The 24,023-nt window shown below is 60.1% G+C and carries 20 protein-coding genes and 1 pseudogene; 8 read left to right on the top strand and 13 right to left on the bottom strand.

Going from position 1 to position 24,023, the window contains the following annotated elements:
• From RUH75_RS05550 to RUH75_RS05540, 3 genes are all read right to left on the bottom strand, one after another.
• Positions 1 to 209: hypothetical protein (locus RUH75_RS05550; protein ID WP_313803000.1), on the bottom strand; the 209-nt coding region annotated here is incomplete at its 3' end.
• A 306-nt stretch (positions 210 to 515) separates the two neighbouring features.
• On the bottom strand, positions 516 to 1,151 hold the full coding sequence (locus tag RUH75_RS05545; RefSeq protein WP_313802998.1) for an NAD(P)-binding domain-containing protein: 636 nt from the start codon (positions 1,149 to 1,151) through the stop codon (positions 516 to 518).
• Positions 1,152 to 1,293: 142 nt separating this feature from the next.
• Positions 1,294 to 1,665, bottom strand: coding sequence for a nuclear transport factor 2 family protein (locus tag RUH75_RS05540; protein ID WP_409592324.1), 372 nt, complete (start codon positions 1,663 to 1,665; stop codon positions 1,294 to 1,296).
• A 290-nt stretch (positions 1,666 to 1,955) separates the two neighbouring features.
• Between RUH75_RS05540 and RUH75_RS05535 the strand changes: the two genes are divergently transcribed.
• The gene (locus RUH75_RS05535) at positions 1,956 to 5,453 is read left to right on the top strand and encodes an indolepyruvate ferredoxin oxidoreductase family protein (RefSeq protein ID WP_313802994.1); all 3,498 of its coding nucleotides are present in this window, start codon (positions 1,956 to 1,958) and stop codon (positions 5,451 to 5,453) included.
• 32 nt (positions 5,454 to 5,485) lie between these two features.
• Here the strand turns inward: RUH75_RS05535 and RUH75_RS05530 are convergent, their stop codons facing one another.
• From RUH75_RS05530 to RUH75_RS05505, 6 genes are all read right to left on the bottom strand, one after another.
• Complete coding sequence (locus tag RUH75_RS05530) at positions 5,486 to 6,211, bottom strand: GntR family transcriptional regulator (protein WP_313802992.1); 726 nt, start codon at positions 6,209 to 6,211, stop codon at positions 5,486 to 5,488.
• 164 nt (positions 6,212 to 6,375) lie between these two features.
• Positions 6,376 to 7,056, bottom strand: coding sequence for a GntR family transcriptional regulator (locus RUH75_RS05525; RefSeq protein ID WP_313802990.1), 681 nt, complete (start codon positions 7,054 to 7,056; stop codon positions 6,376 to 6,378).
• Positions 7,010 to 7,864 carry a 3-hydroxyacyl-CoA dehydrogenase family protein gene (locus tag RUH75_RS05520; RefSeq protein ID WP_313802988.1) on the bottom strand — a complete coding sequence of 285 codons (855 nt, stop codon included), beginning with the start codon at positions 7,862 to 7,864 and terminating at the stop codon, positions 7,010 to 7,012. Before RUH75_RS05520 ends, RUH75_RS05525 begins: the two co-directional genes overlap by 47 nt.
• A 28-nt stretch (positions 7,865 to 7,892) precedes the next feature.
• The gene (locus RUH75_RS05515; protein ID WP_313802986.1) at positions 7,893 to 8,675 is read right to left on the bottom strand and encodes an SDR family oxidoreductase; all 783 of its coding nucleotides are present in this window, start codon (positions 8,673 to 8,675) and stop codon (positions 7,893 to 7,895) included.
• A gap of 8 nt (positions 8,676 to 8,683) precedes the next feature.
• On the bottom strand, positions 8,684 to 9,460 hold the full coding sequence (locus RUH75_RS05510) for an SDR family oxidoreductase (RefSeq protein ID WP_313802984.1): 777 nt from the start codon (positions 9,458 to 9,460) through the stop codon (positions 8,684 to 8,686).
• A complete protein-coding gene (locus RUH75_RS05505) occupies positions 9,457 to 10,767 on the bottom strand; it encodes an acyl-CoA dehydrogenase family protein (RefSeq protein WP_313802982.1) in 1,311 nt (436 codons plus the stop codon). Before RUH75_RS05505 ends, RUH75_RS05510 begins: the two co-directional genes overlap by 4 nt.
• Positions 10,768 to 10,976: 209 nt before the next feature.
• Between RUH75_RS05505 and RUH75_RS05500 the strand changes: the two genes are divergently transcribed.
• The 5 genes from RUH75_RS05500 to RUH75_RS05480 all read left to right on the top strand — a co-directional run bounded on the left by RUH75_RS05500 (position 10,977) and on the right by RUH75_RS05480 (position 16,283).
• Positions 10,977 to 11,951 (top strand): phosphotransferase, encoded by a 975-nt coding sequence (locus RUH75_RS05500; protein ID WP_313802980.1) that lies wholly within the window; start codon positions 10,977 to 10,979, stop codon positions 11,949 to 11,951.
• Positions 11,952 to 12,211: 260 nt separating this feature from the next.
• The gene (locus RUH75_RS05495; RefSeq protein ID WP_313802978.1) at positions 12,212 to 12,394 is read left to right on the top strand and encodes a hypothetical protein; all 183 of its coding nucleotides are present in this window, start codon (positions 12,212 to 12,214) and stop codon (positions 12,392 to 12,394) included.
• 27 nt (positions 12,395 to 12,421) lie between these two features.
• A complete protein-coding gene (locus tag RUH75_RS05490) occupies positions 12,422 to 13,630 on the top strand; it encodes an acetyl-CoA C-acyltransferase (RefSeq protein ID WP_313802976.1) in 1,209 nt (402 codons plus the stop codon).
• 15 nt (positions 13,631 to 13,645) lie between these two features.
• Entirely contained in the window at positions 13,646 to 14,419 is a 774-nt protein-coding gene (locus tag RUH75_RS05485; protein WP_313802974.1) for an enoyl-CoA hydratase-related protein, read from the top strand.
• A gap of 184 nt (positions 14,420 to 14,603) precedes the next feature.
• A complete protein-coding gene (locus RUH75_RS05480) occupies positions 14,604 to 16,283 on the top strand; it encodes an acyl-CoA dehydrogenase (RefSeq protein ID WP_313803004.1) in 1,680 nt (559 codons plus the stop codon).
• A 179-nt stretch (positions 16,284 to 16,462) separates the two neighbouring features.
• On the opposite strand, the pseudogene RUH75_RS05475 reads toward RUH75_RS05480, so the two are convergent.
• The 4 genes and pseudogenes from RUH75_RS05475 to RUH75_RS05460 all read right to left on the bottom strand — a co-directional run.
• A pseudogene (locus RUH75_RS05475) lies at positions 16,463 to 16,588 on the bottom strand (ATP-binding protein); the annotation flags it as partial.
• A 256-nt stretch (positions 16,589 to 16,844) separates the two neighbouring features.
• On the bottom strand, positions 16,845 to 17,669 hold the full coding sequence (locus tag RUH75_RS05470; protein WP_313802972.1) for an oxygenase MpaB family protein: 825 nt from the start codon (positions 17,667 to 17,669) through the stop codon (positions 16,845 to 16,847).
• A gap of 284 nt (positions 17,670 to 17,953) precedes the next feature.
• Positions 17,954 to 18,988 (bottom strand): NADP-dependent oxidoreductase, encoded by a 1,035-nt coding sequence (locus RUH75_RS05465; RefSeq protein WP_313802970.1) that lies wholly within the window; start codon positions 18,986 to 18,988, stop codon positions 17,954 to 17,956.
• A gap of 65 nt (positions 18,989 to 19,053) precedes the next feature.
• Positions 19,054 to 21,573, bottom strand: coding sequence for a TonB-dependent receptor (locus tag RUH75_RS05460; protein ID WP_313802968.1), 2,520 nt, complete (start codon positions 21,571 to 21,573; stop codon positions 19,054 to 19,056).
• Positions 21,574 to 21,888: 315 nt separating this feature from the next.
• Here RUH75_RS05460 and RUH75_RS05455 point away from each other — a divergent pair, with 315 nt between their 5' ends.
• Positions 21,889 to 22,779, top strand: coding sequence for an enoyl-CoA hydratase (locus tag RUH75_RS05455; RefSeq protein WP_313802966.1), 891 nt, complete (start codon positions 21,889 to 21,891; stop codon positions 22,777 to 22,779).
• 53 nt (positions 22,780 to 22,832) lie between these two features.
• The gene (locus RUH75_RS05450; protein WP_313802964.1) at positions 22,833 to 24,023 is read left to right on the top strand and encodes an acyl-CoA dehydrogenase family protein; all 1,191 of its coding nucleotides are present in this window, start codon (positions 22,833 to 22,835) and stop codon (positions 24,021 to 24,023) included.

The following is a 24,023-nucleotide window of genomic DNA, read 5'->3' as shown; positions in this document are numbered from 1 at the left end:
TCAGCAAGAGCGGAAAAGCGCCACGCGTGATCCGCGATGGCACTCTTTACCATATTCCAATGATGTGTCGCAACCAGGCACTTAGTCAAGGCTGATGGCGGTGTTCCGTCACTGGAATCGATGGCTTCCTGTCCGAAGTGACGCGTCATGCCGTGGGTAAAGTCTCGATATGCTTCACGAAACAGCGGTGGTGCAGCGATCTCGGTCACCGCAGGTCTGTCTCCATTTCCAACCCTGCATTGCCATGATTTGTTACCAATGGCGGGCTTTCTTTCTTTGCCTGCTCCACCACTTATCTGATGGGGACTGAAGCAGTCGTCTTATTGGCTCTTGGGGGTATTGGGCGCCAGTTGAGGCGACCGCCAACGCAAGATGCTCGACTGCCCAAAGAGCGGTCAAGCATCTGGCAGCGGATCGCCATCAATATTGGCGAGGGCCTCGCACCCAACCTTGCGTCGCGCGGTCACATATCCGCGACGTCAACCGAAATGTTCGGCTGGAAGAATCGTTGCTTCCTATTCGGGCTCGCGCATCCGTCGGACAAAATGGAGTTCGACGCCGGACAGCGGAGCACCGACTTCGTGCATGGCGCCTCCAGTCGCGAGGGATCCCAGATCAATTGCCGCGAACCCTGCGTCATTCAGAAGCGCAATGACGAAGCACTTGGCCTCAGCGTCATCGCCTGAAACAAACAGCACGGTGCGAGGCTTATCCTTGCTGAAGTCGCTGATCCACTCCATTGGCATGTTGCTGATGGTCTTTACCAAGCGTGCACCCGGGACCAAGTCGCGTAGAATTTCGCTTGACGTGCGACCCGCCTTCGCCAGCTCCGCACGAGACTTGGTTACACCCTCGAGACTGATGTCCGTGCCCATGTGCGCGTTCGTCGCGTCAATAAGGAACTGACCGTCCCACGAGAGTCCCTCTACAGCCGCTTCCGCATCGCCCCAGCGAACTGCCAAGATAACGAGATCAGTGCCAAGAACCTCCTCTCTCGTGCCTGCGAAAGCGCCTTCACCAAGTTCGGAAATGACCTCCGTCAGCGTCTCTGGGCCACGCGAATTCGACAGGAGAACTTGGTGGTTGTTTGCAAGCATGTGCCGCGCAATAGTGCGTGCGACATTTCCCGCCCCGATGAAGCCGATGCGCATCTAATCATCTCCCTAGGATTGTTTGACGGCTGGAAGCGCCAGGCGTCGGACAAGTTGTGACTTGGTGAAGTTCTTCGTCACAGGCGCCGAGAGAGAGGTGGTCTTAACCGCGCTTCATCTCTACTGTCGGCTCAGAGCGACGTTATGTGGTTTGCTGAGCGGTAGTGTTCGGAAAGCCGAAAATCTCTCCGGCATGATAAGTATCAAGATACTCTTTCATCACCGAAATCTTCCCGTTGCGCAGGAAGAATAGCATGTGCCAATGGCCTCTATATACCTTGCCAGTCTTCAAGGGCATGGTGCCGACCATCGTTAGACTTACGCGGTCGTCTTCGGCAGTGAAATCGCCCGTCTCCAGCGTCATTGGCTCCGCCAGACCACTGAACATATCTGACATAGATTGAAGCCATTCCTCTTTGCGGCGTGTGCCAGAACCAACCGTTGTTGGTGACACCCAAAACGTGGCGTCGTCGGTCGCCGGCCTCGATACCCTTGATGAAGCTCCTGACGACATCCTTGTTAGCTTCCGCGCTCATGTCTCTTTCCCCACGGCTAAAACTGTCGCCTGCAACCGGCGTTAAAAGGTCTGTTGAAACCCGCTTTTTGTTTCGCGCCGTAGCCCATGTCGCTTGCGATCGGCGCACGCCGACGTCGCATGAACAAGTGCGCTACGACGGTCATCGTCGCAGTCTCGATGCTATCAAAGAGTATTTATCAAAGCCAGAAGAAAAATAGCTATACGCTCTCGGCGAGAACGTATATCGACGTACGCGATTTTGAAACAAATGCCGGTGGTGCTCTCCTATGACCATGCTTGTTGACCACTCAGCTCAGACGGATGGGGCATTTTTGCCAACGACGTTGTCGGATCGTTTCGACAAACGCTCGGGCCGAATTCTCATCAGTGGCGTCCAGGCGCTGGTTCGCCTTATGTTAGTCCAGGCCGAGCGCGATGCCGCAACGGGTCTCAAGACTGGCGGCTATGTCTCGGGCTATCGCGGCTCGCCCTTGGGAACCTTGGATACCGCTTTCGCCACCGTGGGCAAGCAGGCCCAAGAACGCGGGATCGTAGTACAGCCTGCCGTTAACGAGGAGCTTGGGGCGACCGCTATTGCGGGCACCCAGCAGATCGCTCAAACGACCGGCGCGCGTGTCGACGGCATTTTCTCGCTATGGTATGGAAAGGGGCCAGGCCTCGATCGGGCATCAGATGCGTTGCGCCATGGCAATTTCCAAGGCGCCTCGCCGCATGGTGGGGTGGTGCTTGCCGTCGGTGACGATCATGTCGCCAAATCCTCATCGATCGTTTGCTATTCTGACGATGTGGTGGCGGGCCTACAGGTTCCACTTTTCTATCCTTCCAGTCCGGCCGAGATTATCGCCTACGGTCTGCATGGCTTCGCCCTGTCGCGGCACACTGGGTCCTATGCCGCGTTGAAGATCATCACCGAGGTGGCGGACTCGACGCGTGCCATCGAAACCGATGAATTGGATATCGATCCGATCCTCCCGGGAATCGATGTTCCGGCGATCGGGCTTCACAATCGCTGGCCGGAAACCCCGCTTGAGCAGGAATCGCGGCAGGTCAACCACCGGCTACCGGCGGTTGCCGCCTATGTCCGCGCCAATGGGCTGGACAGGGTTGTTCTCAAGCAGCCGGGTGCGCGGATCGGCCTTGTCGCGGCAGGCAAAAGCTGGCTTGATCTCCTCGAGGGGCTCAGGCTTGTCGGGCTTGAGGAAGACCGGATGGCAGCGTCGGGCATTGCCCTGTACAAGCCGGCGCTGGTCTGGCCACTGGAGACGCAAGGGGTGAAGGCCTTTGCCGAAGGCCTCGACACGCTCGTCGTCGTGGAGGAAAAGGGCGAGTTCATCGAGCGGCAGGTCAAGGCGGCCCTCTATGGCTTGCCAGGAGCACCGGCTGTCTGGGGCAAGCGCGGCCCGCAGGACGCCGTTCTTCTACCCGCTGTCGGAGATATCACGCCTGAGCGGATCGCGGCCGCAGTCGGCGACCTGCTTGCCGGGTTGATCGGGGACAGGGGCCTGGAAGAAGGAGCCAACTCGGCGCGCAAGGCTCTTGTGCTGCAAGATAAATTCGCCACGCCGCCGACGTTGCGCAAACCCTTTTTCTGTTCGGGATGCCCGCACAATCGTTCGACTGTCGTGCCGAAGGGAAGTCGCGCGCTGGCGGGCATCGGCTGCCATGGACTGGCCGCGTATAACCGCCCCTTTACAGGCAGCTTCGCCCAGATGGGCGGGGAGGGCGTCCACTGGATGGGACTGGCTCCCTTCACGGACGAAAAGCACATCTTCGCCAATATGGGTGACGGCACCTATTTCCATTCGGGCCTGCTTGCCATCCGCCAGGCGGTCGCTGCCCGCATCAACATCACCTATAAATTGCTTTACAACTCGGCCGTTGCGATGACGGGCGGTCAATCGGTCGACGGCGAGCTGTCGGTCGACCAATTGATCGATCAGATCCGGGCGGAAGGCGTCGGCACGATCATTCTTTCGACCGACGATCCCGACCGCTATGGGCCGGGCCATCCTGCGCGCGCCAAGGTCGAACGGGTCGAGCATCGCGACGATCTCGAGGCGCTCCAGCTCGAATTGCGCGAGCGCAGCGGGGTCAGCGTCATCATCTATGAACAGATGTGCGCGACGGAAAAGCGGCGCCTGCGCAAGCGGGGCAAGCTTGTCGACCCGACGACGCGTGTGTTCGTCAACGAATTGGTGTGCGAAGGCTGCGGCGACTGTTCGGTCAAGTCCAATTGCCTGTCGGTTGAACCTGTCGAAACCAAGTTCGGCACCAAGCGCCGTATCAATCAGTCGAGCTGTAACAAGGATTATAGCTGTCTCACTGGCTTCTGCCCAAGCTTCGTGACAGTCGAGGGCGGCAAGCCGCGCCGCGCCGGCGCAAGCACGACGGCGCTTGACGTCGATACCCTGCCCCCCCCGGTTGCGACGGCCAACGACCATGAACGGATCGTCGTCGCCGGCGTCGGGGGAACCGGTGTCGTCACTATCGGCGCGTTGATCGCGATGGCAGCGCATATGAAGGGCGGCGAAGTCGGCGTGCTGGATCAGGTGGGCATGGCGCAGAAGGGCGGCGCCGTCGTCAGCCATGTGCATGTCGCGAAGGAGCCGGTGACGGCTCTGCGCATCCCGGCCGAGGCAGCGACCCTGGTCATGGTCTGCGATGAGATCGTCGGCAACAGCCGCGATGTGATGGCTGCGATCGCGCCGGGGGCAACGCCCGTTCTGGCGAACGCAGACATCTCGATCACAGGCGATTTCACCCAGAACCGCAATGCCAAGCCCGACACGACGCTGCTGACCGATCGGCTGCGCCGCCGCGCGGGGGAAGAGAACATCTTCGTCTTTCCGTTTACCCAACTTTCCTCACGACTGCTGGGAGATGCGATCGGATCGAACCTCATGATGGTGGGCTTCGCCTGGCAGAAGGGCTGGCTACATCTCGACCTCGAAGCCTTCGAGGCAGCGATTGCCCTCAACGGCACGGCGGTCGCGATGAACCGTTCGGCCTTCGCTTTTGGCCGAAAGCTGGCGGTCGATCCGGACGCGGTGTTCGCTGCCGCGGGCATGTCCGAAAAATCCCTCGGCGACAACGCAGACGATAAAGACGTCGTGGCGGAGCGTGCAACATTTCTCACGGCCTATCAGGACCAAGCCTATGCCGATCGCTACCGCGCAATCGTGGATCGCGTCGCGAGTGCCGAAGCGGCCTTGAAAGGCGACGGAACGCTTGCGAAGACCGTCGCCAAGGGCCTGTTCCGGGTGATGGCGTACAAGGACGAGTATGAGGTTGCGCGCCTCTACACCGATGGCAGTTTCGCCCGCTCGCTCCAGGACGCGTTCGAAGGGGACGTCAAGCTGACCTTCCACATGGCGCCGCCCGTGCTCGCCAAGCGCGACAAGGCGACCGGCCACCTCCGCAAGCGCGAGTTCGGCGCATGGATGATGCCGCTGTTCCGCCTGCTCGCGAAGGGCCGTCGGCTGCGCGGCACGGCTTTCGATCCGTTCGGCTATATGGCCGAGCGAAAGATCGAGCGCCGCTTGATCGCTGATTACGAAGCCCTGATCGAACGGCTGCTCGCGCGCCTCACAAGCGCAAATCTGGCGGATGCCGCGCGCGTTGCGGGATTGGTTCTCGAGGTTCGGGGCTATGGGCATGTCAAGGACAAGGCGATCGCCGCCTACGAGCCTGTGGTTGCGGCAGCGATCAATATCTATGAAGCGGATTCGGATCTTACCGGCGATCAACTGAAAAAGGTCGGCTAAACCGCCCCTGGGTTGATCTGTCCCGCTTCAGGTCAAAGCAGTTCGTGGGAAGTCTCGAAACTGAATGTGAAAGGGTCGCCAGGGAAGGTCACGATAAAGGCGCCTACCGCCACGTCGTTACGATCGTAGGTGACGCACGATAGCGAGAGGGCAGGCGAGAAGGGATCGATGTCGAGAAAGCCGGCGATCTCGCTCCCTGCCGCGACAGCTCTCGCTTCGAAATGCGACCGTATCAACTCCACGCCATAGAGTTCTTGAAGCAGGCGATAGGTCGGAAAACGTTCGAGCAGGCGATCGGTAAGCTTTCCGGCGTAGATAGGCGCAAAATACAAGACGCCATAGGACCATGGCTTTCCTCCGCGATACGCAAGCCGTCGAACGAACGCGAGGGTATCGATGCCTACGAAAGCGGCTCGGAATTGTTCGGGCATCGCGACGGTGCCGCGTTCGAGGATAGCAGCCGGCTTCGTAAACTCACGCGAATATAATGTTTCCAGCGATGTGATGGCCTGTTTTGAGGATCGCGGCGTGTCGCTGACATAGGTGCCGCTTCCCCGATGCCGAACGACGAGGCCTTCCTGTTCGAGCGCGCGCAAGGCCTGCCGCACGGGAACGACACTTATGCCATATTGTTCGGCGAGGCGGATTTCAGCATCGATGCGCTCGCCTGCTTTCATGCGACCGCTTACGATGTCGGTTCGCAACATCTGGGCGAGCTGATACCATTTCGGCAGTTTAGAAGAGAGATTTTTCACCATTCGGCCTTCGATAAGCACAGCGTGCCTTTTGACTTACCCGTCCACCTTCCGAATATTCAAGCCTCGGCCCGAAATGCGTGAATAGGTTTTTGCAATCGTGCAGGGATAGTGGACGCGTAGAGGTGCGCGCGATCGCGCGCGCCTTGCCGAAAGCCGCAAGGAACTCAACTGGATTGAAAGGCGCGCAGACGATCGATCGCGCGACCCAGATGTGCCCGCGCCGTGGCCTCCGCCTCTCCCTGCCGCCCGGCGAGGATGGCGTCGGCGATGCGCCGATAATCACCTCGCCATCGTGTCTCGTGCGCTCTCAGCACGGAGCGGAACTGTACGCGGATGAGGTGGATCCGCACCGTCGGCAACAATCGGCTAAGCTCCCGATTGGACGCCATCGCCGTGATCGAACCGTAGAAATGGTCCCGAGCTATACCAAATTCGGCCCCGGTTGCTTCGGCATCGAATGCGAGGATCGCTTCGAGTGACTTGACGAGCTTATCACGCTGGGGGCTTTGTGACGCGCGGGCTGCGGCAAGGCGGGCAGACAAACCGATCAGCGTCTGCGCCACGATCAGTGTGTCGATCGCTTCCTCGATACCAAGCACGCGCACCTGGGCGCCACGCTGTGGTGTGAGATCGACGATCCCCATGGTCGACAGTACGTTGAGAGCCTCGCGGATGGGACCACGGCTTATCCCGTACGCGGTGGTAAGCTGTGCTTCCTGCAGGCGCTGGCCGGGCTCATAACGACCATCATAGAGGCCATTTACAATGTCTCGGACAACGGCTTCCCGCGTATGACCGTTACTCGCCTGTATTGAACCAGCCTGGCTTGCCTTTGCCTCCGCCATAGCCGGCGCGGACGCGTTGCTTGAGGAGGGCGGGGGGGCGGAATCTCTCACCATAGGCCTCTTGCATGATCTCCTGGGCTTGTACACACAAGTTCGATGTCACGGCATCCATAAGCGCGAACGGCCCGATCGGATGACCGAGGCCGAGGCGACACGCGGTGTCGAGATCTTGCGGCGTGGCAACCCCTTCCTCGACAAGTTTCACTGCCTCGATCATGAAGGCGTGCAGCATGCGATTGACGGCGAAACCGGCGACATCCTTTACGCGGATCGGCGTCTTGCCAATGTCGGTTACCGCACTCATTGCGGTCCTGACGGTCGTTTCTGCCGTATCGAATCCTGGGATCACCTCGACAAGCTTCATGCGTGAGACAGGCGAGAAATAATGGGTCCCGATGAAATTGGGTCTGCGCGCGACCGGCAATTCCGCTGCCAGCGTCGAGATCGGAATCGTCGACGTATTTGAGGCGATCACAGCATTTGTGGGGCATATTTGATCCAGCGCCTTCAGCACCGATGCCTTGACATGGGGGGTTTCGAACACCGCCTCCGTTACGAGTTCGCGATCGGAAAACGCACCGAGCTCGGTAGTAGTCCGGATACGCGCGAGCGCCCGGTCGATCTCCTCGGTCTTGTAGAAGCCGCGCCCAATGCCCTTTTCCATGAGCGTTCGCAGCCGTGCCGTCGCGCGATCAAGGCTTGCCTGATCGCGATCGTTCAATAGCACGTCATGCCCCGCCTGCGCGAAGACGAGCGCGATCTCCGCACCCATCAAACCCGCACCCACAACACCGATCCTCTGGCTCAATCTTTCCTCCTGAAATACTTTTGCTGCGTCAGACTCCGCCCACCGTCACCGTCGCCCCGCCGTCGACGATGAGCGTCTGGCCGGTGATGTATCGGGAAGCATCAGAGGCTAGAAAAGCAGCCGCACCCGCGATATCGTCCGGTTCTCCGATCCGTCCAAGCGGCGTACCCGTCAACGCCTTGGCGAGATTTGCCTCATCTTCCCATAGTGCCCGGGCGAAGTCCGTCCGGATCAGGCCGGGTGCAATACAGTTCACGCGGATACCATGGGCCCCATATTCCGTCGCCAGATTGCGGGCCAACTGGAAGTCGGCGGCCTTCGAAATATTATAGGCGCCGATGACTGCGGAACCGCGCAGCCCGCCCATGGACGATATGAAAATGATCGAACCCGATCGCCGTTCTATCATCTGGGGTGAGATCAACGCCGCCAGCCAATGGCTCGAGAGCAGGTTGTTGCGCAGGATCTTTTCGAACTGATCGTCCGAAATGCCCGCCATCGGTCCATAATAGGGGTTGGAGGCCGCATTGCAGACAAGGATATCAATGGAGCCGAGCGCCTGGCGCGCCGCCGCGACGAGGTACTCGATGTCGGCCTTTGTGCCGATGTTCGCGGGAATGGGCGTGGCCCGCCCGGCGCCGCATGCATTGATCCGCGAGGCGACCTCATCGCACGCCTGCTGCTTTCTCGACGATATGATCACATTCGCGCCGAGCGCCGCCAGCGCTTCGGCAATCGCCTTGCCGATGCCGCGCGACGATCCCGTCACGAGCGCGCCCTTGCCGGTCAGGTCGAAATAGGGAGTGGTCATCATCATCCTTACATCGCGGAAATGCCGCCATCGAGCTTGAGCTCGGCAGCGGTCATGAAACGGCTTTCGTCTGAAGCCAGATAGACGACCGCGTGGGCTACGTCGTCCGGCTCGCCCAAACGGCCAAGCGGAACCTGCTTGGCCAACTTCGCCATCACCGTTGCCTCGTCGCGATCGCCGACAAGATCATTGAGGATCGGGGTACGGACGAACGCCGGATGCACGGAATTGCAGCGGATATCCCAGCCCTGCCGCGCGCAATGCAGCGCGATCGACTTGCTGAGCAGCCAGACCGCCGCCTTGGAGGCGTTGTAGTTGGCAAAATTATGCGACGCGATCAGACCCGCGATCGACGACACATTGACGATCGAGCCGGGCTGACGCTCCCGCATCAGCGTCAGGGCGTGCTTGGCGCCGAGAAAGACACTGTCGGTGTTCACCGACATGCCCTGGTGCCATTCATCAAGCGTGAAGTCCTCGACCGATCCGGTCAGCACGATTCCGGCATTATTGACAAGCACCGAAAGACCACCGAGCTGCTCGCGAGCATAAGCGATCACGTCGATCCAATCGCTCTCGCTCGTGACATCGTGGCGCGCAAAGCATGCAGCATCGCGGCCAAATTCCTTCGAAAGCTCCTTCGCAACGACCTTCACGCCGCTTTCGTTGCGATCCGTCAGCAGCACGCGCGCGCCTTCGAGCGCGAGTCGGCGTGCGATCGCCGCACCCAATCCCTGCGCCGCCCCGGTGACGAGCGCCAGCTTGCCAGAGAGTCGTCCGCTCATGCGTCGAAGTCCTTCGGTTTGGGCCATAGGCCTTCGCTTGCCATATGCTCTGCCTCCGGGAGCGTCAGTGCGTTGCTGGAACCGCCCGACAAAGCAGGGTCACTGTCGCGATAGCGCTTGATTTCGAGCCTGCCGATCTGGTTGCGATGCACTTCATCGGGGCCGTCGGCCAGCCGGAGCAGGCGCGCCGTCGCGAACGCCGCCGTCAGCAGGTGATCATTGTTGGTTCCACCGCCTCCGAACAGTTGGATGGCCGAGTCAATGACCTTCTGAGCCATCATTGGTGCCGCCACCTTGATCATCGCGATCTCGCGCCGGGCGGCCTTGTTGCCAACCGTGTCCATCATTTCCGCCGCCTTCATGGTCAGCAGGCGAGCCTGGTCGATCATGATACGCGCCTCGGCAATCCTCTCCAGCGTGACCGTCTGTTCGGAGAGCGGCCGGCCAAAGGCCGTTCGCTGGTCTGCGCGCCGGCACATTCGTTCGAGAATGCGCTCGGTCAGTCCGATCAACCGCATGCAGTGGTGGATGCGACCCGGTCCCAGGCGCCCCTGCGCGATTTCGAAACCGCGCCCTTCGCCGAGCAGCATGTTCGACGCCGGCACGCGGACATTCTCGAAAAGCACCTCTGAAGCGCGATCGGGAACGCCATAGAAGCCCAGAACGGGAAGCGACCGGATGACCCGAACCCCCGTTGTCGATCGTGGCACCAGGATCATCGACTGGCGACGATAGGGATCATCACCTTCCGGCAGGTTCTTGCCCATGAAGATCATGATCTTGCAGGCCGGGCTGGTCGCGTTGGTCGTGTACCATTTGCGCCCGTTGATCACATACTCATCGCCGTCCCGGACGATCGAACTGCCGATATTGGTCGCGTCCGACGAGGCGACTTCCGGCTCGGTCATCGCGAAAGCCGATCGGATTTCGCCCGCGAGCAAGGGCTTTAGCCACTGCTCCTTCTGCTCGTCCGTGCCATAGCGCAGGATCGTCTCCATGTTCCCCGTGTCCGGCGCGGAGCAGTTGAAGACCTCAGGCGCGAAGAGGCTTCGCCCCATGATCTCGCACAGCGGCGCATAGTCGACATTGGAGAAACCTTCAGGCGCCTCCTTTACGGGTAGAAAGAGATTCCACAATCCAGCCGCGCGCGCTTTCGGCTTCAGCTCTTCGACGACCGGATAGACCGACCACGGCCCGAGTCGCTCCGCTTCGAGATAGTAGCGTCGTTCATTCGGATAGATGTGCTCGGCCATAAAGGCCTGGAGGCGCTCGGCGAGAGCGATGCCCCTGTGGTTTGGTTCAAACATCCTGCCCCTCGACTCTCGGCATTGTAGAATGTCCTACACTATGGCATTTATCTATTGTATTAGACAAGTTATTATAAACGGCCTACCGGAAAATGGTCCGGCGGCTCGGCTGAAGGAGGGTGGAGGGGCATGTCTCCAGACGGGCAATCATCGGGAGGGTGCAGATTGTGCTGGGTATAGAACGGATTCCGTTAGCGCTTGACGCCTGGATGTCTTCGCATGTCACCGGTTTTGGCGGTGGCCACACGTTGCAGAAGTTCGGCTTCGGGCAGTCGAATCCGACCTATAGGGTGGGCGCGGACTCTGGGCAGTATGTCCTACGTCGAAAGCCTTTGGGGCCGCTGCTGCCGAAAGCCCATGCGATCGAGCGCGAATATCGCGTTCTCCATGCGCTGCGCGATAGCGACGTTCCTGCGCCCAAGGTGCTCGCCTTCTGTGACGACAGTGCGATCCTGGGTGCTCCCTTCTATATCATGGACTTCGTGGAAGGCCGCATCTTCTATGATCAGCGGCTGCCTGGCATGTCACCCCATGAGCGGGCCGGTATTTTCGACGCCATGAACGCGACGGTTGCGAGCCTGCATCATGTCGAACCGCTTGCGGTGGGACTGGAGGGGTACGGCCGTCCCGAGCGTTTCGTTGAACGACAGGTCGCGACCTGGACCCGGCAATATCGCGCCAGCGAAGGCGATCCTTGCGAAGCGATGGAAAGACTGATCGAGTGGCTGCCGGCGAATTTGCCGCCGGAGCAGCCGGGGAGGATATTTCACGGCGATCTTCGCCTGGACAACATGATCTTCCATCCCACGGAGCCGCGTGTCATTGCGCTTCTTGATTGGGAGTTGTCGACGATCGGGGACCCCCTGGCGGACTTCGCCTATCACGCCATGGTCTGGCGTGTGGGCGCCGATCTCTTTCGTGGCTTTGCCGATCTCGATCGCGTCGGCATGGGGATTCCAGAGGAGGCGGACTATGTCCGTCTTTACTGTGAGCGGACGGGGCGATCGGGAATTCCTCAGTGGAATTTTTATCTCGCGTTCAGCCTGTTTCGCGTTGCGGCTATCCTGCAAGGGGTGTGGCGCCGAAGCCAGGACGGGCAAGCCAGCAGCGCGGATGCGGAGTTGGTGGGCGCCAAGGCCCACCCGTTGGCCGAGATCGGCTGGCAGATCGCGTGCGAAGGCTGAAAAGGCTTGCGGCGCTTCATTCTCAAGCGGGGCAGGGCCACATCCGCTGGTGGCGCTAGAGCGGGATTGCCACATTCGGGCAGAGGCGCTGGCGTCGCTGGATACGCCGGGGCTGGGACGCTTTGGCAACGTGCTGCGCGCTCATGGAATAGAACACTCAAACCGCGCCTCACTCTGGAAAGCGTCCGGGCCGCACCGCCACCATTGAGCATGCGCCTGGCGGCGAGGCGATCATGCTCCTGTCTCGTCGACCCGAGATCATGGCAGATGCCGCTTATGCCATCTTCCTGCCTGACGTTAAGGCCTTCACCGGGAACTTCCTGCTCGACGACGATGTGCTGCGCGAGGCAGGCGTCATCGATTTTGCACCCTATCGGGATGATCCCGACTCGGAGTTGGAGATCGACATCTTCGTCGCTCCCGGGGGGCAAGCCGTTCCATGACCACAAACTCTTTAAAGCGAGATCAGAATGTCCAGTCGCGAAGCCGTCTTCGTTTCCACTGTCCGCACGCCTATTGGCAAAGCGTATCGCGGCGCATTTAATGACACCCAACCGCAGACGCTTGGCGGGCATGTGATACGGCATGCCGTCGATCGGGCTGGCCTGGCACTCGACGAGATCGACGATGTCGTCTTTGGTTGTGCGCTCCAGCAGGGCGCCACCCAATCCAATGTCGCGCGCCAATCGGCGCTTGCGGCCGGGCTCCCAACCTCCGTCTCAGGTATGAGCATCGATCGGCAGTGCGCGTCGGGGCTGATGGCGGTCGCCACCGGCGCCAAGCAGATATTGATCGACGGCATGGACATTGTTGTGGCCGGCGGGGTGGAGTCCATCTCGCTGGTCCAGAACAACCACATGAACATGTATCGCGCGCAGGATCCATGGTTGGTGGAGCACCGCCCGGACATTTATATGAGCATGCTCGAAACCGCGGAGATGGTTGCGCGGCGTCATAATATCAGCCGAGAAGCCCAAGATGCGTTCGGCGCGGAATCGCATCAGCGTGCTGTGAAGGCAACTGGCGCTGGCCTGTTCGCCGATGAGATCGTGCCGCTCCCGAGCAGGATGGTCGTCACCGACAAAGCAACGGGTGAAACCAGCTTTCGCGAAGTCACGCTGACCCAGGATGAGGGGATGCGTGCCGACACGACCCCCCAGTCGGTCGCTGGCTTGCCGCCCGCCTACAAGGGCGGCCAGGTCTTGGAGGCCGGCGGGTCGGTGACAGCCGGGAACAGCAGCCAGCTATCTGATGGTGCCGCAGCCCTGGTACTCATGAGCGCAGAGGAGGCCGGTCGGCGCGGCCTGCAGCCGCTCGGCGCCTATCGGGGTATGGCGGTGGCCGGGTGCGATCCCGATGAGATGGGTATCGGTCCCGTCCTGGCGGTACCAAAGCTCCTCCGGAAGCACGGACTGAAGGTCGATGACATCGACCTCTGGGAACTGAACGAGGCGTTCGCCAGTCAGCTCCTCTACTGTCGGGATACGCTCGGCATTCCGAACGAGCGGCTGAACGTGTCTGGCGGAGCCATCGCCATCGGCCATCCCTATGGCATGAGCGGCGCCCGCATGACGGGGCACATCCTTCTTGAAGGCCGCCGCCGCAAGGCGAAATATGGCGTGGTCACCATGTGCGTGGGCGGCGGCATGGGCGCAGCTGGCCTGTTTGAAATCTATTGAGAGGCTCGAAACATCATGGACGCTGTCACTGTAGAAGTCGTCGCGCCGCATGTGGCGCTCGTCACCATTCGTCGCCGCGATGCTCGTAATTCGGTAAACGGAGCCGTCGCCGCCGGGCTCGATCGCGCGGTCAAAGCGATCGAGGCTGATCCGGATCTGTGGACCGCCATTCTGACGGGGGAGGGGGGTGTGGCCTTCTGCGCCGGAGCCGATCTCAAAGAGGTGTCGGCCGGCCGAATGCAGGACCTCTATACATCCGACGGCCAGTTTGCTGGCTTCGTCAAACATCCTCGCTCCAAAATCTGGATCGCGGCGGTCGAAGGCTTTGCGCTGGCCGGCGGCTTCGAGCTTGCACTGGCATGCGACATGATCGTCGCTTCAGACACCTCTGTCTTCTCGCTCCCTGAGGTGACCCGGGGCCTGATCGCGGCCGCCGGTGGCGTCTATCGTCTCCCGCGCGCTATGCCTCGAGCCCAGGCGTTCGAACTGATCGCCACGGGAGGTCGCATTCCAGCCGCGCGCGCGGCTGAACTGGGTTTCGTCAACAAGGTCACCGTTGCAGGGGAAGCAGTTGCCGAGGCGATCGCGTTTGCGGAGCTGATTAACCAGAACGCGCCGATCGCGGTCCGGGAGAGCCTGGGGATCGCCCGGCAGGCCTATGATATGTCAGATGACGCGCTCTTCGCATTGTCGTTGGAAGCGCAAGACCGCGTTATGATGACCGAAGATTTCGCCGAAGGACCGCGCGCCTTTGTCGAGAAACGCGCGCCGCAATGGACGGGGCGTTGAATAGAGCAGCTCATCGAACGGTTCCGTGAATCCCACAATACGGGGCGGATTCTCTCCGACCCTTATCTCCGACATTCCGGAGCCGGATATTACTACAGAGCATATCATTGAACAGCGGAGGGCGTAAATTGTGGCTTATCGAGCGCCGACGATCGAACAAAAGTTCGTGCTGGAGCATGTCGCGATGATCTCGCAAATTGCGTCGCATGACCAGTATGGTGATGCGACGCCGGATATGGTCGAAGCGATCGTCGATGGCGCTGCGGCCTTTGCCGAACGTGAATTTCTGCCGCTTTCGCGCGTTGGCGATACCGTCGGGGCGAAGTGGGACAATGGCTTTGTGCGAATGCCTGAGGGCTATCGTGGAGCGTACAAGGCCTACGTCGATAATGGCTGGGGCACGATCGACGGGCCGGTAGCCTATGGTGGACAAGGACTACCGTTTACATTGGCGACTCTGGTGCTGGAAAGTCTCGGCAGCGCTAACATGGGCTTTTCGCTGATTGCGATGCTGACACCAGGAGCGGTCGAGGCGTTGATGACGCATGGCAGCCTGGAGCAACAGCGAACCTGGCTACCAAAGGTGGTGTCAGGTGAGTGGAACGGCACCATGAACCTGACAGAGCCGTCGGCCGGCTCGGACGTTGGCGCGCTACGCACCACAGCTGAGCCGTTGGACGACGGGACGTACCGGATTTCGGGGCAGAAGATCTTCATAACCTTCGGCGAGCATGATCTGACCGAAAATATCGTCCATTTGGTGCTCGCGCGGACGCCCAATGCGCCGCCAGGAACCAAGGGCATATCGTTGTTCCTCGTGCCCAAATATCGACTCGATGCGAAGGGCGAACCGACGATCGACAATGACGTGCGCTGTGTTTCGATCGAGCACAAGCTGGGCATCCACGCCTCCCCCACCTGTGTCATGAGCTATGGCGATCATGGGAATTGCATTGGCGAACTGGTGGGAGGTGAGTTGGGTGGCATGAGGGCGATGTTCACGATGATGAACAACGCGCGCCTGAATGTCGGCAATCAAGGTGTGCAGATCGCGGAGCGGGCAACGCAGGAAGCCATCGCCTACGCTGCCGAGCGGGTACAGTCGGCGCGGGCCGACGGCTCGTCTGGTGGCGAGGGCGTCCCGATCATCGAGCATCCCGATGTGCGGCGCATGCTGTTGCGGATGAAGGCGCAGACGCAGGCGGCGCGCGCGCTGATCTATTATGCCGCAAGCCAGGTCGATCGGTCACATCTGGGCATTGAAGGCGCGAAGGCGCGGCTGGACCTGATGACTCCGCTTGCCAAGGCGCATGCCACCGATATCGGTTGCGAAGTGTCGAGCATCGGCGTGCAGGTGCATGGCGGGATGGGCTTCATAGAGGAGACTGGTGCGGCGCAACATTTCCGTGATGCGCGGATTGCGCCGATATACGAAGGAACCAACGGCATCCAGGCGATGGACCTAGTCGGACGCAAGCTGATGGGCGATGGCGGCGCGGGCATGCGGGCGTTGATCGCCGATGTACGCGGCGAAGGCGCGAGTGAACCGACACTGATGGCGCTAGCGGACGCGGTAGAGCGGGTGACTGCATGGATGTTGGGAGCGGAGGTGAACGACCGTCTGGCGGGAAGCTACCCTTATCTCACTATGGTGTCGGTGCTGACTTGCGGCTGGTTAATGGCGCGCCAGCATGATGCTGCGCTGGCAACGACGGACGGAGATGCGACATTCCTGACTGCGAAGCGGGTAATAGCGCGCTTTTATCTAGATCTGATCGCGCCGGAGGCGATGGGGCTGGAGGCGCAAGCCGCCGCCGGCGCTGGCCTTTTATATGCATTGCATGCCTCAGTATTGGCAGGGTAGTTTGCTTCGGTCGCAACACAGTTATTGGCGCCTCGTGCAGAGGCGGCTCGGCGCCGTGCCCTTCGACAACATTTCGAGGTCCGCCTGCGCCGGGTACCCGGCGCGCCGATCAACGGGGAGTGGTCCGAGGCTTATATCTGTGCCACCCCCTGATAGTACGCTAGGATCGTCGGCATGGGGGTGAGCCGATCGAGCAGCACGGTGGTCATTTTGGCGACGCCGAACACCGAGGGCCATTCGCTGAAGCTGAAGTTGGTGGTGACGATGATCGAGGTGCGCTCGTAGAGGCGGCTGACGATCCAGAAGCTCTCGGGCGGCAAAAGCGCCCGGAAATATATGCGCTAGGCCCCATCACAGCGCGGATTCCTGAGGCGAACGCTTGGGGTCTGTCCGGCTCTCACCATCGCCGCCGCGCGGGAGTGGGTGAGTCAACTAAATGCCACGATTGAAGCCGGTACGGATCGCGCCACCACATCCGCAGCAGTTCGAGCAACTGCGGTGAGAGCATGCGCCCCACGCGACCCTCCCGCGGAGCAGGTTCGTGCAAGGTCGGTTGCATCGTCATCGAAACGCCCAACGTAAAGTCTGTACCACACCAAATGCCCCAGCCCGCACGAACGGTCGCTCAAGCGGCGACGTGGAAAGCTTGTGCATTCGTCGTGCCCAGCTTGGCAGCAGATCTATGGCTGCCTGCATCGCGAGCATTCGGGGCAGGTCCTTTGGACTAATCCCTGGTGGGCCCAGGATGAGTTTCGCGACCTCTTCAGTTCGCGCGTCTGCTTTGAGCTCCGGCCGCATCCCCTTGATGATTGCGCGTGCCTCCGACTGCGACCTTGGTAGAGGATCCGCGCCCATGGCGTGCCCGATGGTAGCCATCTCGGCGAAATACCGATCCTGGTCGGCAGCAGACATCAGAGGATTCCCATAGCGGATCCATGCTGCGAGGAAGCTTGTGGTTTCGGTCACATGAACCCACGCCAGCAATTCGGGATCGTTGGCGCGATAAGGCGTGCCATCTGGCAGTAGGCCCCTGACCTTTTCATGGATCGTCCGGACGCGATTGATCGCTGCATGGGCGGCCTCGCGATCGCCATAGGTCGTCGTCGCGATGAAGCGCGCGGTCCGGCGAAGGCGGCCGTGCATGTCGGCCCGAAAGTTGGAATGATCCCAAACGCCCGCCAGTACCGAGGGGTGAAGCATTTGCATCAGGAGACTGGTGATCCCGCCCACCATCATCGAGCCTACATCTCCGTGAACGCGCCACACGACGGAGCGAGGATGGAACAGCGCGTTGGCACTTCTTGGCACAGGCGCTTCCCCGCGATCGACATCATTTAACAGGCGGACGACCTGCAGCCTGATGGACTGCTTGAATCTGTCTGTCATGGGGAATGTCTGGGGCATCAACATTAAACGACTGGTCTTCGATATTGCTCCTGGTCCCGGTACGCGCATCATGCTTTCCATTCGGGTCCAATGGCGATTTTGCGCCAAACCACTCAACCATGCGTTTTTTCAGACCCTATATCGGTCGCGAAGTCGTGCCGCGACCCGCCGCGCCAGGAAACAGGCCGGTGATCGTCTCGGCTAGCGGGTTATCATAGCTGTCGCCAACATGGCAGGTCGCTGTGGTGGATCAGGCCGCCAAGAAGGACGGGGCGCCGCTCATGTTACAATGAAGGAGATATGCCGGGCGTGATCTGGATGAGTCGCTGGCCGATATTGTCACCTGCGAGCATGCCAGTCATCGCTTCGCGTGCCCGCTCCAGACCGTCTGCGACATCGATGCCAACCTTGATCCGGCCACTGGCGAGGTGGGCCAGCATCTCGGCGCGGAACTCGAGGAAACGATCATAATATTGCGTCGCCAGATAGCCGTGGATGCTGAAGCCACGCCGTACCGTGACGAACAGATTGGGGCCGGGCGGTGGCACGTCCATGCCATATTCGGCGACAGATCCTGTGATAACGAAGCGTCCGAAGCGGTTCATGCGTTCCGTCACGATAGCTTGAAGAGGGCCGCCGACATTGTCGAGATACATGTCAATGCCTTCCGGCAGATTCCGGTCTATGGCTGCATCAATCTGGCCTGCATGCCGGTCTATGGCGGCGTCATAGCCGAGCGTGTTGATCAGATAGCGGCATTTGTCCTGGCCGCCAGCAATGCCAACCACCCGTGCCGCTCCATAGGCGCGCGCTAACTGACCAGCAATGCCGCCAACCGCGCCTGCCGCTGCTGATATCAGTACGGTATCGCCCGGCTTTACAGCACCGAGCAATTTCATGGCGATCCATGCAGTGATGCCCTTTCCTCCCAGCGGGCCGAGATAGTCCGTCAGCGCCGCGACGGCAGGATCTGCGCGCTGAGTGAGTGGGCCCTGTTCCGCAGGAGCCCGCACAATGCTGTGCGTTTCCCAGCCGCTCCAATGAGTCCAATAATCTCCCTTAACGAAGGTAGGCGAACGTGACTCGATGACCCGGCCAAGGGCGAGGCCCGCTATCAACTCGCCTGGCTGGAAAGGCGGAACGTAATTTTCATATCGCCTGAGCCGCCGGCTTTGCGCTGGATCGACCGTGGCGTAGATATTCTCAAAAAGCGCTTCTCCCTCTGCCAGCGGGCGTAGCGGCGTTTTGACTGCTGCAAATGTGTCGGCATCGATGGCGGAATCGGGATAGCTGTTCAGGATGATGCGCGTTGCGTCCATGCTGCTACGCCTTATTGATGATATCGAGGAAGGAAGGGGCGGGAAAATCCGCCCCCTTGATCCCGTCAATATCGAACTGTGAGCTGGAGCGCGACGGTGCGCGGCGGCGCGGGGAAGCCATATTGGTCAGCCGGAACGCCCGCTATCGTTCCCGTGCCAGATCCCGTGCTGGGCGCATCCTGCGCGGCGTTCAGGACATAGCGGTTGGTCAGATTCTTCCCGATCAGCGCAAGCTGCCAGCGATCATTCTGCGCGCCGACCCGCAATGTCGCGTCGAGCGTCGCAAAGGACTTCTGCACGTCGACAGGGTTGCCGAAGGGGCTGACCAGATAACGGTCGCTATAGCGTAGATTGAGCAGCAGGCCGCCCTTTAGCGCGGAACCGATATCGGTTTCATAGTCGATGCCCAATGTTCCGGCCCATTTTGGCGCGAGCTGCGTATGCACGCCGTCCAGATTCTGGTGAACATAGGGGATGGCCGTTGTCGGGGCCAGGCAGCCCATGGCCGGCCTCTGCCCGGCATAGCAGGGTGCGCCAGGGAAGTCGGTATATTTGGCGTCAGTATAGGCCAAAGCGCCCCTGAGCGTCAGGCCGGGAACCAACCGCGGCGCCCATTCTCCGTCAAGTTCCAGCCCCTGCGTGCGCGCCGTTCCCGCGTTGAAGGTCACAAACGTGGTGATCGCGGAGTTGAAAAAGTCGACTTGAAGATTCTTATAGTCGTAATGGAAAGCAGTCAAGTTTAGCCGAACGCTATTGTTGAACAACTTGCTGCGTATACCTGCTTCGAACCCTTCGACGGTTTCTGGACCGAAGGCAAGGTCATCGACAGAGGTCGTGACAGTGTTGAGGCCACTGATCGAGAAGCCGCCGGACTTGTATCCCGTCTTATAGGCGCCATAAACCGTCAAGCGGGATGACGGCTTCCATGTCAGCGTTACCTCCGGCGAGAAATTGTCGAACTTCTGGTGATTCACGAACTCTGACAAGGGATTGGCTGGGTCATACATCCGGTAAACCGCGCGCAAATTGCGGTTCACATAGGGCATGCGGAAGGTCGAATCCTTGGTTTCGCTCGTCAGCCGCCCACCGGCCGTCATCTGAAGCGTCGGCACGATGTCCCACAGCAGCTGTCCGAACAATGCGAAGGTCGCGCCGTCGGTGTGGCCCAGTTTGCGTACGGTCAGCGGCACCAGCGCAGGATCGGTGACGCTGGTGTCGATGGCATGGCCCGCCGCCGCCGTTCCTGGGAATATGATGTCCTGCTGGAAGTTCAGCTTCGATGCCTGATAATAAAGGCCGATCAGGAAATTGACCGGGAATTTGAGGTCGGTCTGCGCACGGAATTCGGTTGAGTAGGCCTCATATTTCGTGCCTGTGCCCGCATAGGTGCCGCGATTGGCGTTTGTGGTCGCATCCGATTTCAGGCTGAACTGGTTGTCGAACTTCTGATAACCGTTCACCCAGTTGAAATTCACGACGTCGGTGTCGTATTTTACGGTCGCGGTGGCAGTATAGGAACGGTAATCGTCATAAAGCTGACCGTTCTTCCGGCCCAGAAGCGGGTTGGCGCTTACGAGCTCACTCGGCAGATCGTCCCAATAGCCCTTCCAATCCTTATTGCACTCGTTCCCGGGTTGCAGTTGTGAGGTTCCTCCGACCGGGCAGCGGAATAATTCGTTCAGGAATCCGGCAGAGGTTGCATTACGATCGCTCATTCCGCCTTTCAGCGTGATCGTGAACTTGTCGGTCGGCTGGAATTTGAGGGTGCCCCGAATATTGATATTTTCTTCCATCGGACCGTAGCGGGTCGACGGCGGAACATTGTAGACAGTCTGCGCACCGCCATTGGCGACGTCATTGACCTTGAAGGGGCCGCCGACCGCCTGGTTCTTCATATAGCCGCGATCCATGTCGCTCCACCGCACCGCCAGGCGGGCGCTCAGCGTATCGGACAGCGGGCCTGACACTATGCCTTCGAGATATTTTTCATGCGTCCGGAATTCATAACCGGCGCGACCGATGATTTCGGTCTTCTGCCCCGGATCGGCCGTGGTGAAGGACAGGGCGCCGGCGGTCGAATTCTTGCCGAAGAACAGAGCCTGCGGCCCCTTCAATATTTCGACCTGCGCCATGTCGAACAGGCCCTCGTTCAGAATTCGGCCCTGTCCGTAATAGACGCCATCGACATTGACCGAAACCGACTGTTCGATACCGATGCTCGTGAAATTCGATCCGATGCCGCGCAGGCTGAGATTCGCGCCGCTGCCGGAACTGCCGCGCGCGACCGTGAACTGCGGAACGGACGTGGCAACCTGTTCGATCGTCCGGATATTGCGGTTGACCAGTTCATCAGACGACAGGGCAGTGACGGCCACCGGAATATTCTGGGCACTTTCCTGCCGCTTGCGGGCGGTCACGATGATATCCCTCAACCCACCCTGATTTTCGGAAGCCTGCGCGCTCGCGCTTTGCGGCGCTGTTTCCTGCGCTAGCGCGGGAGCCGCGTTCCATGCGGCCATGGCGATCACGCTGGCCGCCACGGCCTTCGTCCGGGTCGTGCGATATCGAGGCGGGTATGTCGGCATTGTCTCTCTCCCTGGGGGCAACAGGGCGCTTATCCGGCGCCCTTGTTCATGCGTCCCTCATTGTCCTAATCCAAAAAAAATGACTATGCAATCATAAAATGATGTTGTAGTCACCGGGTTAATCGGTGCTCGCATTATCCCGGGACGGGTCGGCGCCAACATCATAAATTATCTATATATATCAGTTTTATAGATTTATTTTATGTAGGCTTCGGGTCGCGCGCATAGCGGGCAGCCGCGCGGTGCACCGGATCGAAGCATTGATAAAATAAATGACTAACCCATCATGTACATGCGAATTTGTGGAGAGTGAATGTGCCGAACGAGACAGCATTGGTTCTTTACGAGAATCTGGAAGACGGGATAGCGAGGATCACGCTGAACCGGCCGTCCACCGGCAATGCCCAGAACGTCGAGATGACCTATGCGTTGAACGAGGCGTTCATGCGGGCCGCGCGGGACAAGATGGTGCGATGCATCATATTGCGCGGATCCGGGCGGCATTTTTCGACCGGTCACGACCTGAAGGACACCGAGCATGATTCGGTGGGTCAACTATATGCGCTGACATCGACATGGGGAGATGTGCAAACCGGGGATACCGAGGGATGGCTGGGCTGGGAGCATGAGACATATCTGGACATGTGTCGGCGCTGGCGTTCGATCCCCAAGCCCGTCATTGCCCAGGTGCAGGGGGCCTGCATAGCGGGAGGGCTGATGCTCGCGTGGATCTGTGATATCATCGTGGCATCCGACGATGCATTTTTTCAGGACCCGGTCGTCAATATCGGTGTGCTTGGCGTCGAATATTTTGCCCATGTGTGGGAATTGGGCGGCCGCAAGGCGAAGGAGCTTCTGTTCACGAGCGACAGCTGGAATGCCGATCAGGCCCGCGAAATGGGAATGGTCAACCACGTCGTTCCGGCCGCCGATCTGGAAGTCTTCGTCCAGGACATGGCCCGCAAGATTGCGGCTAAGCCGACTTTGGCGGTCAAGCTCGCCAAGGAGGCGATCAACGCCGCGCTCGACATGCAGGGGCTGCAGAAATCGATCGACCTCGCCTTTGCCTATCATCAGCTCAATCACGCGGACAATCGCCTGCGGTTCGGCGGCCTGCTGAACCCGAACGGGCTTCCTGAAACGGTGCTGCGCAAGGGCGGACTCAGTGAATTGGTCATCGGTGACGGCCGGGCGAGCGGTGCCTAGGGCGCCGGGCCCGGGCGTGGCCGCTTTTGAAATGGGATCGGGGAACGAGGCGAATGGAATTGGCTAGGGATCTTTCGGATTTCCGGGATGAGGTCGCTGAGTTCTGCAAGACCCGGCTGCCCGCGGACATCCGGTCGAAGGTGCTTTTGAACCAGCATCTGGACAAGACGGACTTCGTCCGGTGGATGCGCATTCTTCAGGAAAAGGGCTGGCTGATCGGTCACTGGCCGCAGGAATATGGCGGTCAGGGATGGTCGCACCTCAAGCGCTGGCTGTTCGAAAATGAGCTTTACCGGGCGGGATCGCCCTGGCTGGCGCCGTTCGGCATCACCTATGTGGGGCCGGTCATCTACAATTTCGGCAATGATGCGCAGAAGCGGCGCTGGCTGGAACCGACCATCAGCCACGACATCTGGTGGGCGCAGGGCTATTCGGAACGGAGCGCCGGATCGGATCTGGCCAATCTGCAGACCCGTGCAGTGCGCGATGGCGATCATTATGTCGTTTCCGGGCACAAGATCTGGACTTCTATGGCCCAGTGGGCGGACATGATGTTCACGCTGGTGCGGACCGATCCCGATGCGAAGCCGCAGTGCGGCATTTCCTTCCTGCTGATCGACCTGAAAAGCCCCGGCGTGTCGATCAGGCCGATCAAGAGCATCAACCTGGTCGAGGACCTCAACGAGGTTTTTCTGGACGAGGTGCGGGTGCCGGTCGAAAATCTGGTGGGGGAGGAAGGTGGGGGCTGGACCTATGCCAAGTTTCTGCTCGACAATGAACGTCTGATTTCGGCAGAGGTGGGCAAGGCGCAAAGGTTGATGGCGCAATTGCGCTTTTTCCTCTCGGAAATCCGGCAGGGATCGGTGACGCTGGCTGAAACGCAGGCCTGGCGCCAGCGCATGGGCGAACTGGAACTCAAGCTGATGTCGCTGGTCAGCCTGTGCAACCGGATGTTTTCCGAACTGGAAATGGGCAATGATCCCGGCCTTTCCGCGTCCATGCTGAAGATCGTCAGCGCCGAACTGCTTCAGGCCATTTCCGGCGCGCATGTCGACGCGTTGTCGCAGGGCGGCCTTTCCTTTCAGGCCGAAGCGCTGGTGCCGGGAGACTCGGCACCGCTCGTCTCGCCCGAAGGGGCGGCGGGGGCCGTTGGCGAATATCTGTTCGGCCGGGTCTATTCGATCTGGGGCGGGTCGAGCGAAGTGCAGAAGAATATTCTTGCGAAGGCGGTGCTGGGATTATGA

This window comes from Sphingobium sp., from assembly GCF_032153725.1.
GTDB lineage: Bacteria > Pseudomonadota > Alphaproteobacteria > Sphingomonadales > Sphingomonadaceae > Sphingobium.
Note: the sequence above shows the minus strand (reverse complement) of the source record. Positions and strands in the feature narration are given on the sequence as shown.

Coding starts and splice junctions, on each gene's coding strand:
- RUH75_RS05545 (WP_313802998.1), bottom strand. CDS start 1,151: ATGCGCATCGGCTTCATCGGGGCGGGAAATGTCGCACGCACTATTGCG.
- RUH75_RS05540 (WP_409592324.1), bottom strand. CDS start 1,665: ATGTCGTCAGGAGCTTCATCAAGGGTATCGAGGCCGGCGACCGACGAC.
- RUH75_RS05535 (WP_313802994.1), top strand. CDS start 1,956: ATGACCATGCTTGTTGACCACTCAGCTCAGACGGATGGGGCATTTTTG.
- RUH75_RS05530 (WP_313802992.1), bottom strand. CDS start 6,211: ATGGTGAAAAATCTCTCTTCTAAACTGCCGAAATGGTATCAGCTCGCC.
- RUH75_RS05525 (WP_313802990.1), bottom strand. CDS start 7,056: ATGGCGGAGGCAAAGGCAAGCCAGGCTGGTTCAATACAGGCGAGTAAC.
- RUH75_RS05515 (WP_313802986.1), bottom strand. CDS start 8,675: ATGACCACTCCCTATTTCGACCTGACCGGCAAGGGCGCGCTCGTGACG.
- RUH75_RS05510 (WP_313802984.1), bottom strand. CDS start 9,460: ATGAGCGGACGACTCTCTGGCAAGCTGGCGCTCGTCACCGGGGCGGCG.
- RUH75_RS05505 (WP_313802982.1), bottom strand. CDS start 10,767: ATGTTTGAACCAAACCACAGGGGCATCGCTCTCGCCGAGCGCCTCCAG.
- RUH75_RS05500 (WP_313802980.1), top strand. CDS start 10,977: ATGTCTTCGCATGTCACCGGTTTTGGCGGTGGCCACACGTTGCAGAAG.
- RUH75_RS05495 (WP_313802978.1), top strand. CDS start 12,212: ATGGCAGATGCCGCTTATGCCATCTTCCTGCCTGACGTTAAGGCCTTC.
- RUH75_RS05490 (WP_313802976.1), top strand. CDS start 12,422: ATGTCCAGTCGCGAAGCCGTCTTCGTTTCCACTGTCCGCACGCCTATT.
- RUH75_RS05485 (WP_313802974.1), top strand. CDS start 13,646: ATGGACGCTGTCACTGTAGAAGTCGTCGCGCCGCATGTGGCGCTCGTC.
- RUH75_RS05480 (WP_313803004.1), top strand. CDS start 14,604: ATGATCTCGCAAATTGCGTCGCATGACCAGTATGGTGATGCGACGCCG.
- RUH75_RS05470 (WP_313802972.1), bottom strand. CDS start 17,669: ATGACAGACAGATTCAAGCAGTCCATCAGGCTGCAGGTCGTCCGCCTG.
- RUH75_RS05465 (WP_313802970.1), bottom strand. CDS start 18,988: ATGGACGCAACGCGCATCATCCTGAACAGCTATCCCGATTCCGCCATC.
- RUH75_RS05460 (WP_313802968.1), bottom strand. CDS start 21,573: ATGCCGACATACCCGCCTCGATATCGCACGACCCGGACGAAGGCCGTG.
- RUH75_RS05450 (WP_313802964.1), top strand. CDS start 22,833: ATGGAATTGGCTAGGGATCTTTCGGATTTCCGGGATGAGGTCGCTGAG.